Raw genomic sequence first — 13,582 nt, 5'->3', positions numbered from 1 at the left:
TCCCGCCGGTGCCCGAGGAGGTCCTCCGGGCGCGCGCCTACCTGCTGCGCACGGTCGAACCCCCGAGCCGGGATCTGGTGCGCCTGATCGAGCAGCACGGCCCGGTCGAGGTCGCGGACCGGGTGCGGCGGGGCGCGGTGCCCGAGGCGCTGCTGGAGCGGGCGGCGGCCCGCCGCGGGGCCGACACCTCCGAGGCCGACCTCGCGGAGGCCGCTGCGGCGGGCTCCCGGCTGCTGGTGCCGGAGGACCCGCAGTGGCCCGGCTGGCAGTTCGCGGCGTTCGACACCACCCGGCGGGCCGATCTGGCACCACCGGTGGCGCTGTGGGCCAGGGGCCCGGGTGACCCGTCCATCCTGGCGGACCGGTCGGTGACGGTCGTCGGGGCCCGGGGAGCGACCCGCTACGGCCTGCATGCGGCCGCCGACTTCGCCTCGGTACTCGCCCGCCGGGGCGTCACCGTGTTCTCCGGTGCCGCGTTCGGCATCGACGCCGCAGCGCACCGCGGGGCGCTGGCGGCCGGTGGCCGGACCGTCGCCGTGCTGGCCTGCGGCCCGGACCGGGTCTACCCGGCTGCGCACGCCGAACTGATCGAGCGGATCGCCGACACCGGGCTGGTGCTCACCGAGTACCCGCCCGGCACCGTCCCTGGCCGGCTCCGGTTCCTGGTCCGGAACCGGTTGCTCGCGGCGCTGGGGGCGGGTTGCCTGGTGGTCGAGGCCGGAACCCGCAGCGGTTCGAAGCGGACGGCGTCGGACGCGGTGGCGCTCCGCCGCCCGCTCATGGCCCTTCCGGGCCCGGTGACCTCGGCGATGTCGGTGGGTTGTCACGAGCTGATCCGGAGCAGGCGAGCGGAACTGGTCGGCAGGCCCGAGGACGTGCTGGAGATCATCGGCAGGCTCGGCGCCGATCTCGCACCGGAACGGGTCGCCGAACGCCGCCCGACCGACGGGCTCGCAACCGGGACACTCGCGGTGCACGACGCGCTCCCGGTGCGCGCGGCGTGGTCGGCCGCCCGGATCGGCGAGGTCGCGGGTGTCGCACCCGACGCGGTGCGGATCGCGCTGGTCGAGCTGGAGGGGCGCGGGCTGGTCGAGTACCACCAGGGTCTGTGGCAACGCCCGGCGCGCCGGAGCGGTCCTTGACCGGGCAGCCGCGGCCGCGCACGGTCCGTGCATGGCGCGCACACGGGCCGGCGGGGCCGACCCCGAGAACTGCCTCGCTCCGGAGGTCTCCTCGGCGCTGGAGGCGTTCACCGGTCACCTGCTGCACGAACGCGGTCGGTCGGGGCACACCGTGCGCGGGTACCGCTCCGACCTCACCGATCTCCTGCGCGACCTGCCCGGGCTCGGTGCGCTGGATCTGGACCACCTGCGCAGGCGGCTGGCCGCGACACACGCCGCCGGCGCCGGGCGGGCGACCATGGCCCGTCGCACGGCCGCCGCCCGGACGTTCTGTGCCTGGGCCGTCCGCACCGGGCGCCTCGCGCACGACCCGGCCGTCCGGCTCGGCTCGCCGGGCACGGCCACGGCACTGCCCGAGGTCCCGACCGTCGAGGAAGCGGCGGCCGTCCTGGACGCGGTGCTCTCCGGGGCGACCGAGGACGATCCGGAGGCCCTGCGCGACCTGCTCGTGCTCGAGCTGCTCTACGGCACCGGGATCCGGGTGGCGGAGCTCTGCGGCCTGGACCTGGACCAGGTCGACGAAGCCGGCCGCACGCTGCGGGTGAGGGGCAAGGGTGATCGCGAACGGACGGTCGTGTTCGGCGTCCCGGCGGCACGGGCCGTGCGTCGCTGGCTCGATCGCGGTCGGCCCGCGCTGGCGCGGCCGGGGTCCCCGCCGGCGCTCCTGCTGGGGGTGCGGGGCGGGCGGCTGGATCCGCGGGTGGCTCGAACGATCGTGCACCGTGCGATGCAGGCGGTCCCGGGCGCCACCGACGTGGGGCCGCACGGGCTGCGGCATGCCGCAGCGACGCATCTTCTCGAGGGGGGCGCGGATCTTCGTTACGTACAGGAGTTACTCGGTCACGCTACGCTGTCAACGACACAGCTCTACACACATGTGACCGTTGATCGGCTGAAGGTGGTTCATGACCAGGCCCACCCTCGGGCGTGAGGCGCCCCCGCGGGCGTCCGTCCGGCCTCCCGCGTCCCCCGGTACCCCAGGAGCGGCCCTCGGCCGGAGGACGAGCGGCGCCGCGTTGCCGCACAGCACGCTCGCGGCCGTCGCGGAGCCGCCCCCGGACGTTCCGCGGGAACCGGGCGGCCCGGTCGACGGGCCCCCGAGCCCCTCGCCGCCCCGGGCGGGCGACGGGTGGATCGCGCTGGTCCCACCGGGCGGCGCTGCGGCGGCCGACACGCCCGGGCCGGTGCGGGACCACCTGATCGAGACCGTCGATCCCGACGAGGTGCCGCTGTGGCGCGCGTTCCTCGCGCACCGGTGCCCGGATGTCCGGCGCAGGCTCGTGGAGCGGCACGGGCGGCTGGTCCGGGGCGTCGGCGTGAAGCTCGCCGTGCGGTTGCCCGCCTCGATCGAGCTGGTCGACCTGATGCAGTCGGGCACCTTCGGCCTGATGGAGGCGGTCGACCGGTTCGACCCGGCCCGAGGGATCCGCTTCGAGGGATACGCGGCCCAGCGGATACGCGGGGCGATGCTCGACGAGCTGCGCGCCCAGGACTGGGTCCCGCGGACCGTGCGGGCCAGGATCCGGGAGGTCGAACGGGCCCGGGACGCCCTCCGCTCCCGGGTGGGGCGGCCGGCCACCGACCGCGAGCTCGCGGCCGAGCTGGGCATCGGCCTGCGTGAGCTGCGCCTCGCGGTCCGGCCCCGTCACCTCGTCAGCAGCGAGGACCTGGCGGAGAACGCGATGCCGGGCCAGGACGGCCTGCCCGTCCTGCTCGGTGACGACTCCCTGGACCCGGTCGCGGTCACGGTCCGCCGGGAGACCTCGCAGGAGCTCAGAGCGGCGATCGCGCAGCTCGGCGAGCGGGACCGGATGGTCGTGCAGCTCTACTACCTGCAGAACCTGACGCTCGCCGAGATCGGTGCGCTGCTCGGGGTCACCGAGTCCCGGGTGTGTCAGCTGCACGCCAGAGTGATCACGAGACTGCGCGGCCGGATGGTGCACGCGATCGCCGGTTGATCTCCGGCCGCTCACCGGCTGCCCACCTCCGGGGCCTGCCGGTCCGGGATGGGGCGGTGGTCCGGGGGAGCGCCGTCCCATGGCAGCAGCCGGACCCGTGGTGGGCGCAACAGCACCAGCGGATCGAGATGGTCGAGCCGGTCACGTCGCACGCCCCAGTGCAGACATGCCGCGACCGGGCACCCGGGGTGGCCGGCCTGCAGCGCACCGAGCGGGTCACCCGCCGCGACGGTGCTGCCGGCCGTGACCGTCGCCGTCACCGGTTCGTAGGTGCTGCGCAGGCCGTCGGGATGGTCGATCGACACGACCCCGCGTCCCGCCACCGGGCCGGCGAACGCCACGGTCCCCTCCCGGGCGGCGAGGACGGCCTGTCCGGTCCCGCCGGCGAGATCGGCGCCGCGGTGCCCGGGGCCGTAGCGGAAGGTGGGGCGGCGGAACGCACCGGTGACCGGCGGGGGCGGATGCAGCGGCCACGAGTAGTGCGCCCCGGGGGCCGGGATCCCGGCCCCCGGGGGGCGCGGCGGTGCGGGAACCGGTGCGGCCGCCGCCCCCGGAACCTCGGGACCTCCCGGCCCCGCGAGTTCTCCTGAACCCCCGGGGCCTCCGGTGCCCCCCGGGCCCCGCGGACTCCGCGGGTCACCGGGACCGTGCGGGTCTCCGTGGCCGTGCGGGTCTCCGTGGCCGTGCGGGTCACCGGGACCGTGCGGGTCTCCGGGACCGTCCGGGTCTTCGGGAACGGAGGGCGTGCCGGGACCGGGTGCCACGTGAGGCGGTGGCGCCGGTGGATCCGGTGCCGGACCGGCCGGACCGGCCGGAGCGGCCGGTGGGCGGATCACCGCCCGGACGCTCTGCTCCGCGGGGTCGGCCCCGGCCGGCCAGGGCCCGGTCGCCGCTGCGAGCACGACCGCCACGGCTGCACCGATCGCCACCGCCCGGAGCAGGCCCCGCATCCGGGGCCCAGGCCGGTGCACGTGCCGCGGACGGTCCCCCCGCCCCGGGAACGCCGCCCGCCCCGGGAACGCCGCCCGCCACGGGAACGCCGCCCACCACGGGAACGCCGCCCACCACGGGAACGCCGCCCACCACGGGAACGACACCTGCCCCGGGAACGACTCCTCCCGCGGGCCTGGCACCCCCCACGCGCGCCTCACCCCCGAACGCTCACCGCCACCTGAGCGCGTACCCGGCCCGGCCCGGACGGCGCGCCCCGTCACCGCGGACCTGCCCCGCGGCGGTCCGAGCGGCCGGGCGGGGGACGGTGTGACCACCCGTGTCGAGTCCACCTCGTGAGCCTGCGACCGCCCGCGGCGCCGGCACCCGCGGATCGCGGACCTGTGGACGGATCGGGTACCTGTGGAGCGTCCGAGAGCACCACCGGTGGGCCCGCTGAGAATGCCCGGACGCAGCTCGGCGACGGCTGCGCGACCGCGAACGGGCTCCGCCGCGGGCGGCCGGACACCCCGGGCGTACACTGGTACCCGCACCACGCTCTGTGTGGTGACTTCGCGTGCCCGCGTCCCCGGCTCGCCATCGCTGCAGCTCCCTGCAGGGTACGGCGCCGGGAGCGGAGACCGGGCGGTCCCGCGGATCCGATCGTCGAGTTCTCTGGCGGCCGGTGAATCGGGCCCGGTCCCGCGGCGGGCGCCAGGGCGGCCCACCCACCGGGTGGTCCCGCAGTGAACCGCACGCGCGGCATCCGCCGCGCCCGATACGAAGGGTGAACGCAGGCCATGGCCGTCGTCACCATGAAGCAGCTGCTCGACAGCGGCGTGCACTTCGGGCACCAGACCCGTCGCTGGAACCCGAAGATGAAGCGCTACATCCTCACCGAGCGCAACGGCATCTACATCATCGACCTCCAGCAGACGCTGTCCTACATCGACCGCGCCTACGAGTTCGTGCGCGAGACCGTCGCGCACGGCGGGACGATCATGTTCGTCGGCACCAAGAAGCAGGCCCAGGAGGCCATCGCCGACGAGGCCGGCCGGGTCAACATGCCGTACGTGAACCAGCGCTGGCTGGGCGGCATGCTCACGAATTTCCAGACCGTGCACAAGCGGCTGCAGCGCCTCAAGGAGCTCGAGGCGATGGAGCAGACCGGTGGTTTCGAGGGGCGCACCAAGCGCGAGATCCTCACGCTCACCCGTGAGAAGGACAAGCTCGAGAAGACCCTCGGCGGTATTCGCGACATGTCCAAGGTCCCGTCCGCCGTCTGGATCGTGGACACCAAGAAGGAGCACATCGCCGTCGGCGAGGCCCGGAAGCTCAACATCCCGGTCGTCTCCATCCTGGACACCAACTGCGACCCGGACGAGGTCGACTTCCCGATCCCGGGCAACGACGACGCGATCCGTTCGGCCGCGCTGCTCACCAAGGTGATCGCGAAGGCGGCGGCCGACGGCCTGGTCGCCCGTGGTGCCCGCCGCGGTGAGGGCGAGGCCCCCGCCGAGCAGCCGCTCGCGGAGTGGGAGCAGGACGTGCTGGCCGGCTCCGAGGTGGGTACCGACGGTGCCGCCATCGCGGCCGCCGGCAGCGACGGTGCCTCCGCCGCGACCGCGCCCACCACCTCCAGCAACGGCACCCAGAACTGAGCGGGCCCGGGCCGGGCCACGGCCCGGCCCGGGTCCCGTCGCCGGTGCTTCCCGGGCGATCCATTCCCGTCACGACCCAGAGGACGAGAGACACCTGATGGCGAACTACACCGCCGCCGACGTCAAGCGGCTCCGGGAGCTGACCGGCTCCGGGATGATGGACTGCAAGAAGGCCCTGGAGGAGTCCGAGGGCGACTTCGACAAGGCCGTCGAGCTCCTGCGCATCAAGGGTGCGAAGGACGTCGGCAAGCGCGCCGAGCGCGCCACGGCCAACGGCCTGGTCGTCGCCGAGGGCGGCATCATGGTCGAGCTCGACTGCGAGACCGACTTCGTCGCCAAGTCCGACGACTTCATCGCGCTGGCCGAGAAGATCCTCAAGGCCGCGGTCGAGCAGAAGCCGGCCGATCTGGCCGAGCTGGCCGAGGCGAAGCTCGACGACAAGACCGTCGGCGAGGCCGTCCAGGAGCTCTCCGCCCGGATCGGCGAGAAGTTCGAGCTCAAGCGCTACGTGAACGTCGACGGCCCGACCGCCGTCTACCTGCACAAGCGTTCGACCGACCTGCCTCCCGGCATCGGCGTCGTGCTGTCCTACGACGGCGGTGACGACGAGACGGCCCGCAGCCTGGCGATGCATGTCGCCGCGGCCCGCCCGCAGTACACCACCCGTGACCAGGTGCCCGGCGACCTCGTCGAGAACGAGAAGCGCATCGCCGAGGCCACCGCGCGCGAGGAGGGCAAGCCCGAGCAGGTGCTCCCGAGGATCGTCGAGGGCCGGGTCAACGGCTTCTACAAGGACGTCGTGCTCCTCGAGCAGCCGTCCGTGCTCGACCCGAAGAAGTCCGTGAAGGCGATCGCCGACGAGGCGGGCCTGACCGTCAAGGACTTCGTCCGTTTCGAGGTCGGCCAGGACTGATCCGGCTCACCCGGCCCGGGCGGTGCGGTACGCGCCGCCCGGGCCCGGGGTGAGAGGATCGGTGTGGGAACAGCGAGTACGACAGGCCGGGGTGAGGCAACCGTGATCGACGAAACCCTCTTCGACGTCGAGGAGAAGATGGAGAAGGCCGTCGCCGTCGCGCGGGACGACCTGACGTCCGTGCGCACCGGCCGGGCGACGCCGAACATGTTCTCCCGGATCGTCGTCGACTACTACGGTGCCGCGACCCCGTTGAACCAGCTCGCGTCGGTCTCCATCCCGGAGGCCCGGATGGCCGTCATCAAGCCCTACGACGCCAGCCAGCTCAAGGCGATGGAGAAGGCGATCGCCGAGTCCGACCTCGGCGTGAACCCCAGCAACGACGGACAGATCATCCGAGTGATCATTCCCGCGCTGTCCGAGGAGCGCCGCCGCGACATGGTGAAGGTCGCCCGCAGCAAGGGCGAGGACGCCCGCGTCGTGGTGCGCGGTCTGCGCCGCAAGGCGATGGACGAGCTGCACCGCATCCAGCGCGACGGTGAGGCCGGCGAGGACGAGGTCGTGCGCGCCGAGAAGGAGCTGCAGAACCTCACCGACCGGTACGTCGCGCAGGTCGACGAACTGGTGAAGAACAAGGAATCAGAGCTCCTCGAGGTCTGACGCCCGGTGACTCCCTCTCGCGACGCCGCCGTCCCCGTGACCTCCGACCTGCCCGGTGAGGCACCGGCCGGGGTCCCGGCGACGGCGGGCGAGCCGACGCTGGTCCGCGGGATGAAGGGTTACAAGCGTTCCCGGCTGGGCCGCAACCTGATCGCGGCGATCGCCGTCGGCGTCGGGCTGGGCGCGGTCATCCTGGTCAGCCTGTTGATCGTGCCCGAGGGCTTCGTGGTCGTCCTCGCCGCGGTCACCGCGATCGGCACCTGGGAGCTGGCCGGCGCATTGCGCCGGGGCGCCGGGATCCGGGTCTCGCTGCCGGTCCTTCTGGCCGGCGGGCAGGCCGTCGTCTGGCTGTCCTGGCCGTTCGGTCTGCGCGGCGCCGCGATCGCACTCACCGCGACCGTCCTCGGATGCCTGATCTGGCGGATGCGAGAGGGCGCGGCACACTTCGTCCGGGACATCGGGGCGTCGGTGTTCGTCGCGCTCTACGTCCCGTTGCTGGTCGCATTCGCGGTCCAGCTGACCGTCGCCCCGCAGGGCGTGGGCCGGGTCCTCACCTTCCTGATCTGCGTGATCGCCTCCGACGTCGGCGGCTACGCGGCGGGCGTGGTCGCCGGCAGGCATCCGATGGCGCCGACGATCAGCCCGAAGAAGTCCTGGGAGGGCTTCGCCGGTTCGCAGATCGCCGGGATGGTCGCCGGTTCGCTGTGCGTCGCGTTGTTCTTCGGCGTCCCGTGGTACTGGGGAACCCTGGTCGGCGCGCTGCTGGTGGCCACCGCGACCGTCGGTGACCTGGTGGAGTCGCTGGTCAAGCGCGACCTGGGCATCAAGGACATGGGCACCCTGTTGCCCGGGCACGGTGGCCTGATGGACCGGCTCGACTCGTTGCTGCCGGCCGCGTTCGTGGCGTGGGCGGTCCTCGGGCTCGTTGTGCCGGTCGCGTGAGGCGCACCTGGACCGGTTTCGGGGGGCAGCCGCGGCCCGGCCCGGCGATCCCGAGCCCGAACATCTGGAACTGGCCCGAGGTCTACGAGATCGAGAACCGGGCGCAGGACGCCGACGGCGAGCTCTGGTCGGCATTGCGTGAGGAGACCGGCGGCTGGGCCGGGCGTGACGTCGTCGACGTCGGTTGCGGCGACGGGTTCCACCTGCCCCGCTTCGCGCAGGACGCGTCCACGGTGACCGGGGTCGAGCCGCACCCGCCGCTGGTGCAGCGGGCACGCCGCCGGTGCGCGGGGGAAGAGCGGATCACCGTGCTGGAGGCGGGGGCGGAGTCGCTCCCGCTGCCCGACGCGTCCGCCGACGTCGTGCACGCCCGCACCGCGTACTTCTTCGGGCCGGGCTGCGAGCCGGGGCTGGCCGAGGCGCAGCGGGTGCTGCGGCCGGGTGGTGTGCTCGCCGTCGTCGATCTCGACTTCACGTCCCGGCCCTACGGGAACTGGCTGCGGGCCGAGCTGCCCCGGTACGACCCGCCTGCGGTGGACCGCTTCTTCGCCCGGCACGGGTTCGCGCTGCGCCGGGTCACGACGACCTGGCGCTTCGCCCGTCGCTCGGACCTGGAGGACGTGCTGCGCATCGAGTTCTCGGCGCGCACGGCGCAGCGGGCCATCGACGACGTCGCCGGGCTGACCGTCCGGGTCGGCTACCGGGTGCACACCCGGCGCCGTCCCACCGGGCTGGTCCTGCTCTGAGTCCGGCGGGTCTCCGCACCCGCCCGGTGCCCGGCGCTCCACGTCGGGGGCGGGACGGGGTGCGCCGGCGACGGCGCAGCGGCACGCCGGCGCCGACCGCCGAGCTCAGCTGCTGTAGTCAGGGAGCGCCCACCGGGTCGGGATCGCGGAGCGGATGAGCGGTCTCGTCCCGGCCCAGCCGCCCGACCAGCAGCACGACGACCAGGGCCACCGGCGTGACGAGCGCGGCGATGAGGAACACCCCGGGGGCACCGATCACGAGCACCAGGGGCCCGGCCAGCGCGAGCGACGCGGGGGTGAAGGTGTTGGAGACCAGGAAATCCAGGCTGGAGACCCGCCCGATGAACTCCGGCGGGACCCGCCGTTGCAGGATCGTCCCCCAGAGCGTGTTCGGGGCGGAGAACAACGCACCCATGACGAACGCCGCGCCGACCACCACGACGACGGTGTCCGCCAGCCCGATCACGGCGAGCGGTAGCGCGAGCGCGCCCCACATCGTCACGATCGCGGTCAGGTAGCGCCGCGGGAAGCGCAGCGACGCGACGGCCAACGAGGCGACCGCGCCACCGGTCCCGAACGCCGCGACGGCCGCCGCGTGTGCCCCCACGTCGGCCGCGTGGTCGTTCTGCAGCAGGAAGGGCAGTACCACCTGGAACGGTCCCATCAGGGCGAGGACCATGACCGAGGCCATCGGGAGCGTCACCGCGAGCCAGCGGGTGCGCACGACGAACGACGCACCCGACCGCAGATCGGCCACCGCCCCCCGCAGGCCCGGCGCCCCCGGCGCACCGGCGCGGCGTACCGGTGTCCGGGGCACGGTCGCGGTGACGGTGACGGCCACGGCCGCCGACGTCGCGGCGACGGCCACGGCCGCAGCAGGCGAGGCGACACCGATCACCGCCGCGGCGACGGCCGGGCCGGCGGCCGCGAACATCGTCGGCCGCAGCACTCCCTCGATACCGTTGACCGCGAGGAGGTCGTCGGGCCGGACCAGCGCGGGCACCCACGCCGAGTAGGCGGGGAAGGCGAACGCACCGGCGGTGGCGACGACGGCGGCCGCCGTCACCAGCATCCAGGATCGGGTCTGCCCGGCCAGGGCCGGCACGGCGAGGGCGCCGAGGGCGACCGAGTTGGTCGCGTGCACTCCGATCATGATCAGTTTCTGCGGCACCCGGTCGGCGACGACCCCGCCGATCGGCATGGCGACGATGGCGACGACCGTCGCCGTGGTGGCCACCAGCGACACCTGAGCCGGGCCGCCACCGATGCGGATCACCTCCCACACCATGGCGACCGTCCAGATGCCCGAGGTCAGCATCGACATCGACAGGGCGAGGGCGAGTCCGCGGTAGGCCCGCAACCGGAAGGGCCGGAGCACTCGCAGGCGGCTCGTGTTCACCATGAGCCGGACGGTAGGATTTGAAGTTCACTTCAGGTCAAGGGCCGGCCGGGCCCCGGGCGACCGGCCGGAGCCGGGAGCCCGGTGCGGGATCCTCGGCGCGCCAGTCAGGCCAGGGTGATCGTCCCGTCCGCGACCGTCACCGGCCGCGGTTCGAGCGGCCCCCGCGCCGGGCCCTGCAGCACCTCTCCGTCGAGGCCGAACCGGCTGTCGTGGCACGGACAGACGATCACTCCGCCGGCCACCGACCCCACCGAGCAGCCCTGGTGCGGGCAGATCGAGGACAGGCCCGTGAACTGCCCCTCGGTGGGCTGGGTGACGACGATCCGCTGCTCGGAGAAGATCCTCCCGCCACCGACCGGCACGTCCGAGGCGGGGCCGAGCTCGGCGCCGGGCGCCCCGTCCGGCACGTCACCGCTCTGCGGCTGGCCACCGGTGTCCTCGGTGGTGGCACCACCACATGCGGCGACGGCGCCGATCACGGCCGCGCCGGCTCCGGCGAACACCGCCCGGCGGCCGATGCCGGGGCCCGGGGCCGGGACGATCTTCTCGGGACGGGTCATCGTTGCTCCTCGCTGCGCCGGATCGGGGGCCGGCCGTGGTGGTGTACCGGGCGAGGTTCGGGGCCCGCCCGGGCGGTCAGCGTCCCACGATGTCCGATTTCCGGTGGGACGGGCGTCAACTCGAACCGTTCGTCGGACGTGGGGGAGTGGCGGCGAACGGGCGACCGGTCTCGCTACCGTGGACCCATGCCGTACACCACGCGTCAGCCCTCGCTCGGTGTGCCGGCCCCGAGCCTGGAGATCGTCCTCGGCACCCTCGCCTGGACGGTCGGCGCGGGCGGCCTGGACAGCGGGTTCGGCACCGTGCTCGTCGCGCTCGGCCTGTTCCTGGCCGCGTACATGTGGGTCGTGCGGCGCCGCAACGCCGCGATGCTCGTCACCCTGCACCCGGAGCGCAAACGCCGGATGCAGCGGCTGATCCTGATCGGCGTCGCGGGGCTGGTCCTGCTGCCCGCGATCCTCGGGCTGGTCGGCTACCGGGAGATCTCGATCGCCGTGTCCGCCGCGCTGGTCGGGGCCCTGCTGATCCAGGCGTCCACGGTGCTGGAGGAGCGCAGCCTGGTCGCCACCGGGGCGCTGGTGCTGTTGATCGCCGCGTTCGGGGCGTTCCTGGCGCTCACCTGGACCGGCCAGGGCACCGGTGCGTCGCAGCCGGTGATCGGTCTCGGCGCGGGCCTCGTGCTGTGGGTGGCCGCGCTGCGCAGGCTGGGGATCCTGGACGACCTCGCGCGGCGCTACAACCTGCGGATCCCCGGCCTGCGCTAGCACGCCGGCGGGCTGGCACACTGGTGGGCGTCATGTCCAGCCTTCCGCTCGTCTTCGACGCCCCCCGTCGTGGCACTCCGCCGCGCCATCTCGCCGACCTCGACCCGGCGCAGCGTGCCGCCGCCGCCGCGGACCTCGGCGTGCCGAAGTTCCGCCTCGACCAGCTGGCCCGGCACTACTTCGGACGGTTGACCGCCGACGTCGAGGCGATGACCGACCTCAACGCCGCGGCGCGGGAGAAGCTCGGCGCGCTGCTGCCGCCGCTGGTCACCCCGCTCACCGAGAAGGCCTGCGACAACGGCGCCACCCGCAAGACGCTGTGGCGCGGCCACGACGGTGTGCTCGCCGAGATGGTGCTCATGCGCTACCCGGACCGGGCCACCGTCTGCATCTCCAGCCAGGCCGGCTGCGGGATGGCCTGCCCGTTCTGCGCGACCGGCCAGGGCGGGCTGCAGCGCAACCTGTCCACGGCCGAGATCGTCGACCAGGTGCGCCGCGCCGCCGCCGACGCCAGGGACGGCGTGCTCGACGAGCCCACCCGGCTCTCGAACGTGGTGTTCATGGGCATGGGTGAGCCGCTGGCGAACTACAAGCGGGTCGTCGCCGCCGTCCGCCGGATCACCTCACCCGCCCCGGACGGGTTCGGCATCTCGGCCCGCGGCGTCACCGTGTCGACGGTGGGACTGGTCCCGGCGATCGACCGGCTCCGCGACGAGGGCCTCCCGGTCACCCTGGCGGTCTCCCTGCACTGCCCGGACGACGAGCTGCGCGACACCCTGGTTCCGGTGAACAACCGGTGGAAGGTCGACGAGGTCCTCGACGCCGCGCGTCGCTACGCCACCACCACCGGTCGTCGCGTCTCGATCGAGTACGCGCTGATCCGCGACGTCAACGACCAGCCGCGGCGGGCCGACCTGCTCGGGACGCTGCTGCGGCAGCGGATCGGCACCTCCCGGGTGCACGTCAACCTGATCCCGCTCAACCCCACACCGGGCAGCGAGTGGGACGCCTCGCCGAAGCCGGTCGAGGAGGAGTTCGTGCGCCGCGTGCGCGCCGCAGGCGTCGCCTGCACGGTCCGCGACACCCGCGGCCAGGAGATCGACGCCGCCTGCGGTCAGCTCGCCGCCTCGCACCCGGGCGGGTGATCCGGGCGCTCCCGCGGGCGCCGCGGCCCTAGGCTGGCCGGGCCCCGACTCACCCGAGGAACGCCGCCCGTGGTCGCACGCCTGCCCCTGATCGTCTCCCGGGTGATCGAGTTCGCCCTGATCGCGCTCGGCGTCGCGGTGTTCGTCCAGGAGAGCGTGCTCGTCGTGCTGGCCTGGGACGTGCTCGCCCTGGTCTACCTCGTGGTCCGGCTGGGCCGGCTGGTCCGGGCGGCGCGCCGCCCACCGGGCGCCGAGGACGTCTGGCTGCGCAACGTGCTCGGCGGCCGCAGCGGTCTGCTGCTCACGACGATCACCAGCCTGGCCGGGATCTCCGCCGGGCTGATCATCGTGATCGGCGACCCGGATCCGGACATGCAGCTCGCCGAGGAGGCCGTCGCGGTGCCGGCCGTGCTGCTGTCCTGGGCGATCCTGCACTTCGGCTACGCCGAGCGTTACGCGCGCGACTACTACGCGGCGTTGCCGGAGCGGATCCTCGACTTCCCGGGTACCGATCGCCCGACGCTGGTCGACTTCGCCTACTTCTCGTTCGGCATCGGGACCTCGTTCGCGGTCTCCGATGTGCAGAGCCACGGTTCGGCGCTGCGCCTGCGGTTGCTGGCGCACAGCGTGCTGGCGTTCCTGTTCAACGCCGCGATCCTGGGGATCGCGATCGGCGTGATCACCGGCCGGTGACGGCCCGGCCCGGTGGCCCCCTCGCG

Annotated in this window: 14 protein-coding genes; 11 read left to right on the top strand and 3 right to left on the bottom strand. The window is 73.9% G+C overall.

The features are described 5' to 3' along the window. Positions 1-8: 8 nt before the first annotated feature. Genes dprA through AB0J24_RS06130 form a run of 3 tightly spaced genes read left to right on the top strand, consistent with a single transcriptional unit; the run spans position 9 to position 3,139 of the window. Positions 9-1,142 (top strand): DNA-processing protein DprA, encoded by a 1,134-nt coding sequence (gene dprA / locus AB0J24_RS06140; protein WP_358676177.1) that lies wholly within the window; start codon positions 9-11, stop codon positions 1,140-1,142. 31 nt (positions 1,143-1,173) lie between these two features. Then, positions 1,174-2,112, top strand: coding sequence for a tyrosine-type recombinase/integrase (locus AB0J24_RS06135; protein WP_358676174.1), 939 nt, complete (start codon positions 1,174-1,176; stop codon positions 2,110-2,112). Beyond that, a complete protein-coding gene (locus AB0J24_RS06130) occupies positions 2,087-3,139 on the top strand; it encodes a FliA/WhiG family RNA polymerase sigma factor (RefSeq protein WP_358676171.1) in 1,053 nt (350 codons plus the stop codon). Before AB0J24_RS06135 ends, AB0J24_RS06130 begins: the two co-directional genes overlap by 26 nt. 11 nt (positions 3,140-3,150) lie before the next feature. On the opposite strand, the gene AB0J24_RS06125 is transcribed toward AB0J24_RS06130, so the two are convergent. Continuing rightward, a complete protein-coding gene (locus AB0J24_RS06125) occupies positions 3,151-4,089 on the bottom strand; it encodes a M23 family metallopeptidase (RefSeq protein WP_358676461.1) in 939 nt (312 codons plus the stop codon). Between the two features lie 780 nt (positions 4,090-4,869). Here AB0J24_RS06125 and rpsB point away from each other — a divergent pair. From rpsB to AB0J24_RS06100, 5 genes are all read left to right on the top strand, one after another. Beyond that, on the top strand, positions 4,870-5,730 hold the full coding sequence (rpsB, locus tag AB0J24_RS06120; protein WP_358676168.1) for a 30S ribosomal protein S2: 861 nt from the start codon (positions 4,870-4,872) through the stop codon (positions 5,728-5,730). Positions 5,731-5,827: 97 nt separating this feature from the next. Then, positions 5,828-6,643 (top strand): translation elongation factor Ts, encoded by an 816-nt coding sequence (gene tsf, locus AB0J24_RS06115; RefSeq protein WP_358676165.1) that lies wholly within the window; start codon positions 5,828-5,830, stop codon positions 6,641-6,643. 102 nt (positions 6,644-6,745) lie between these two features. Further along, on the top strand, positions 6,746-7,303 hold the full coding sequence (gene frr, locus AB0J24_RS06110; RefSeq protein WP_358676162.1) for a ribosome recycling factor: 558 nt from the start codon (positions 6,746-6,748) through the stop codon (positions 7,301-7,303). A gap of 6 nt (positions 7,304-7,309) precedes the next feature. Beyond that, positions 7,310-8,245: a phosphatidate cytidylyltransferase gene (locus AB0J24_RS06105; protein ID WP_358676159.1), complete on the top strand. Its 936-nt coding sequence runs from the start codon at positions 7,310-7,312 to the stop codon at positions 8,243-8,245. Further along, positions 8,242-8,991: a class I SAM-dependent methyltransferase gene (locus AB0J24_RS06100; RefSeq protein WP_358676157.1), complete on the top strand. Its 750-nt coding sequence runs from the start codon at positions 8,242-8,244 to the stop codon at positions 8,989-8,991. The genes AB0J24_RS06105 and AB0J24_RS06100 overlap by 4 nt, the downstream gene beginning before the upstream one ends. 118 nt (positions 8,992-9,109) lie before the next feature. Here the strand turns inward: AB0J24_RS06100 and AB0J24_RS06095 are convergent, their stop codons facing one another. Together AB0J24_RS06095 and AB0J24_RS06090 are read right to left on the bottom strand one after the other, a co-directional pair. Next, a complete protein-coding gene (locus AB0J24_RS06095; RefSeq protein WP_358676154.1) occupies positions 9,110-10,393 on the bottom strand; it encodes an MFS transporter in 1,284 nt (427 codons plus the stop codon). Between the two features lie 104 nt (positions 10,394-10,497). After that, positions 10,498-10,953, bottom strand: coding sequence for a Rieske (2Fe-2S) protein (locus AB0J24_RS06090; protein ID WP_358676151.1), 456 nt, complete (start codon positions 10,951-10,953; stop codon positions 10,498-10,500). Between the two features lie 186 nt (positions 10,954-11,139). On the opposite strand from AB0J24_RS06090, the gene AB0J24_RS06085 reads away from it, so the two are divergent. From AB0J24_RS06085 to AB0J24_RS06075, 3 genes are all read left to right on the top strand, one after another. Further along, a complete protein-coding gene (locus tag AB0J24_RS06085) occupies positions 11,140-11,718 on the top strand; it encodes a hypothetical protein (protein WP_358676148.1) in 579 nt (192 codons plus the stop codon). 32 nt (positions 11,719-11,750) lie between these two features. After that, the gene (gene rlmN, locus AB0J24_RS06080) at positions 11,751-12,863 is read left to right on the top strand and encodes a 23S rRNA (adenine(2503)-C(2))-methyltransferase RlmN (protein WP_358676145.1); all 1,113 of its coding nucleotides are present in this window, start codon (positions 11,751-11,753) and stop codon (positions 12,861-12,863) included. Positions 12,864-12,932: 69 nt separating this feature from the next. After that, the gene (locus tag AB0J24_RS06075; protein WP_358676142.1) at positions 12,933-13,556 is read left to right on the top strand and encodes a DUF1345 domain-containing protein; all 624 of its coding nucleotides are present in this window, start codon (positions 12,933-12,935) and stop codon (positions 13,554-13,556) included. Positions 13,557-13,582: the final 26 nt, after the last annotated feature.

This window comes from Pseudonocardia sp. NPDC049635 (assembly GCF_040659795.1).
GTDB lineage: Bacteria > Actinomycetota > Actinomycetes > Mycobacteriales > Pseudonocardiaceae > Pseudonocardia.
Note: the sequence above shows the minus strand (reverse complement) of the source record. Positions and strands in the feature narration are given on the sequence as shown.

Bases quoted from the DNA above. Each gene is read 5' to 3' on its own strand.
- AB0J24_RS06135 (WP_358676174.1), top strand. From the start codon at position 1,174: ATGGCGCGCACACGGGCCGGCGGGGCCGACCCCGAGAACTGCCTCGCT.
- AB0J24_RS06130 (WP_358676171.1), top strand. From the start codon at position 2,087: ATGACCAGGCCCACCCTCGGGCGTGAGGCGCCCCCGCGGGCGTCCGTC.
- AB0J24_RS06125 (WP_358676461.1), bottom strand. From the start codon at position 4,089: ATGCGGGGCCTGCTCCGGGCGGTGGCGATCGGTGCAGCCGTGGCGGTC.
- rpsB (WP_358676168.1), top strand. From the start codon at position 4,870: ATGGCCGTCGTCACCATGAAGCAGCTGCTCGACAGCGGCGTGCACTTC.
- tsf (WP_358676165.1), top strand. From the start codon at position 5,828: ATGGCGAACTACACCGCCGCCGACGTCAAGCGGCTCCGGGAGCTGACC.
- AB0J24_RS06095 (WP_358676154.1), bottom strand. From the start codon at position 10,393: ATGGTGAACACGAGCCGCCTGCGAGTGCTCCGGCCCTTCCGGTTGCGG.
- AB0J24_RS06090 (WP_358676151.1), bottom strand. From the start codon at position 10,953: ATGACCCGTCCCGAGAAGATCGTCCCGGCCCCGGGCCCCGGCATCGGC.
- AB0J24_RS06085 (WP_358676148.1), top strand. From the start codon at position 11,140: ATGCCGTACACCACGCGTCAGCCCTCGCTCGGTGTGCCGGCCCCGAGC.
- rlmN (WP_358676145.1), top strand. From the start codon at position 11,751: ATGTCCAGCCTTCCGCTCGTCTTCGACGCCCCCCGTCGTGGCACTCCG.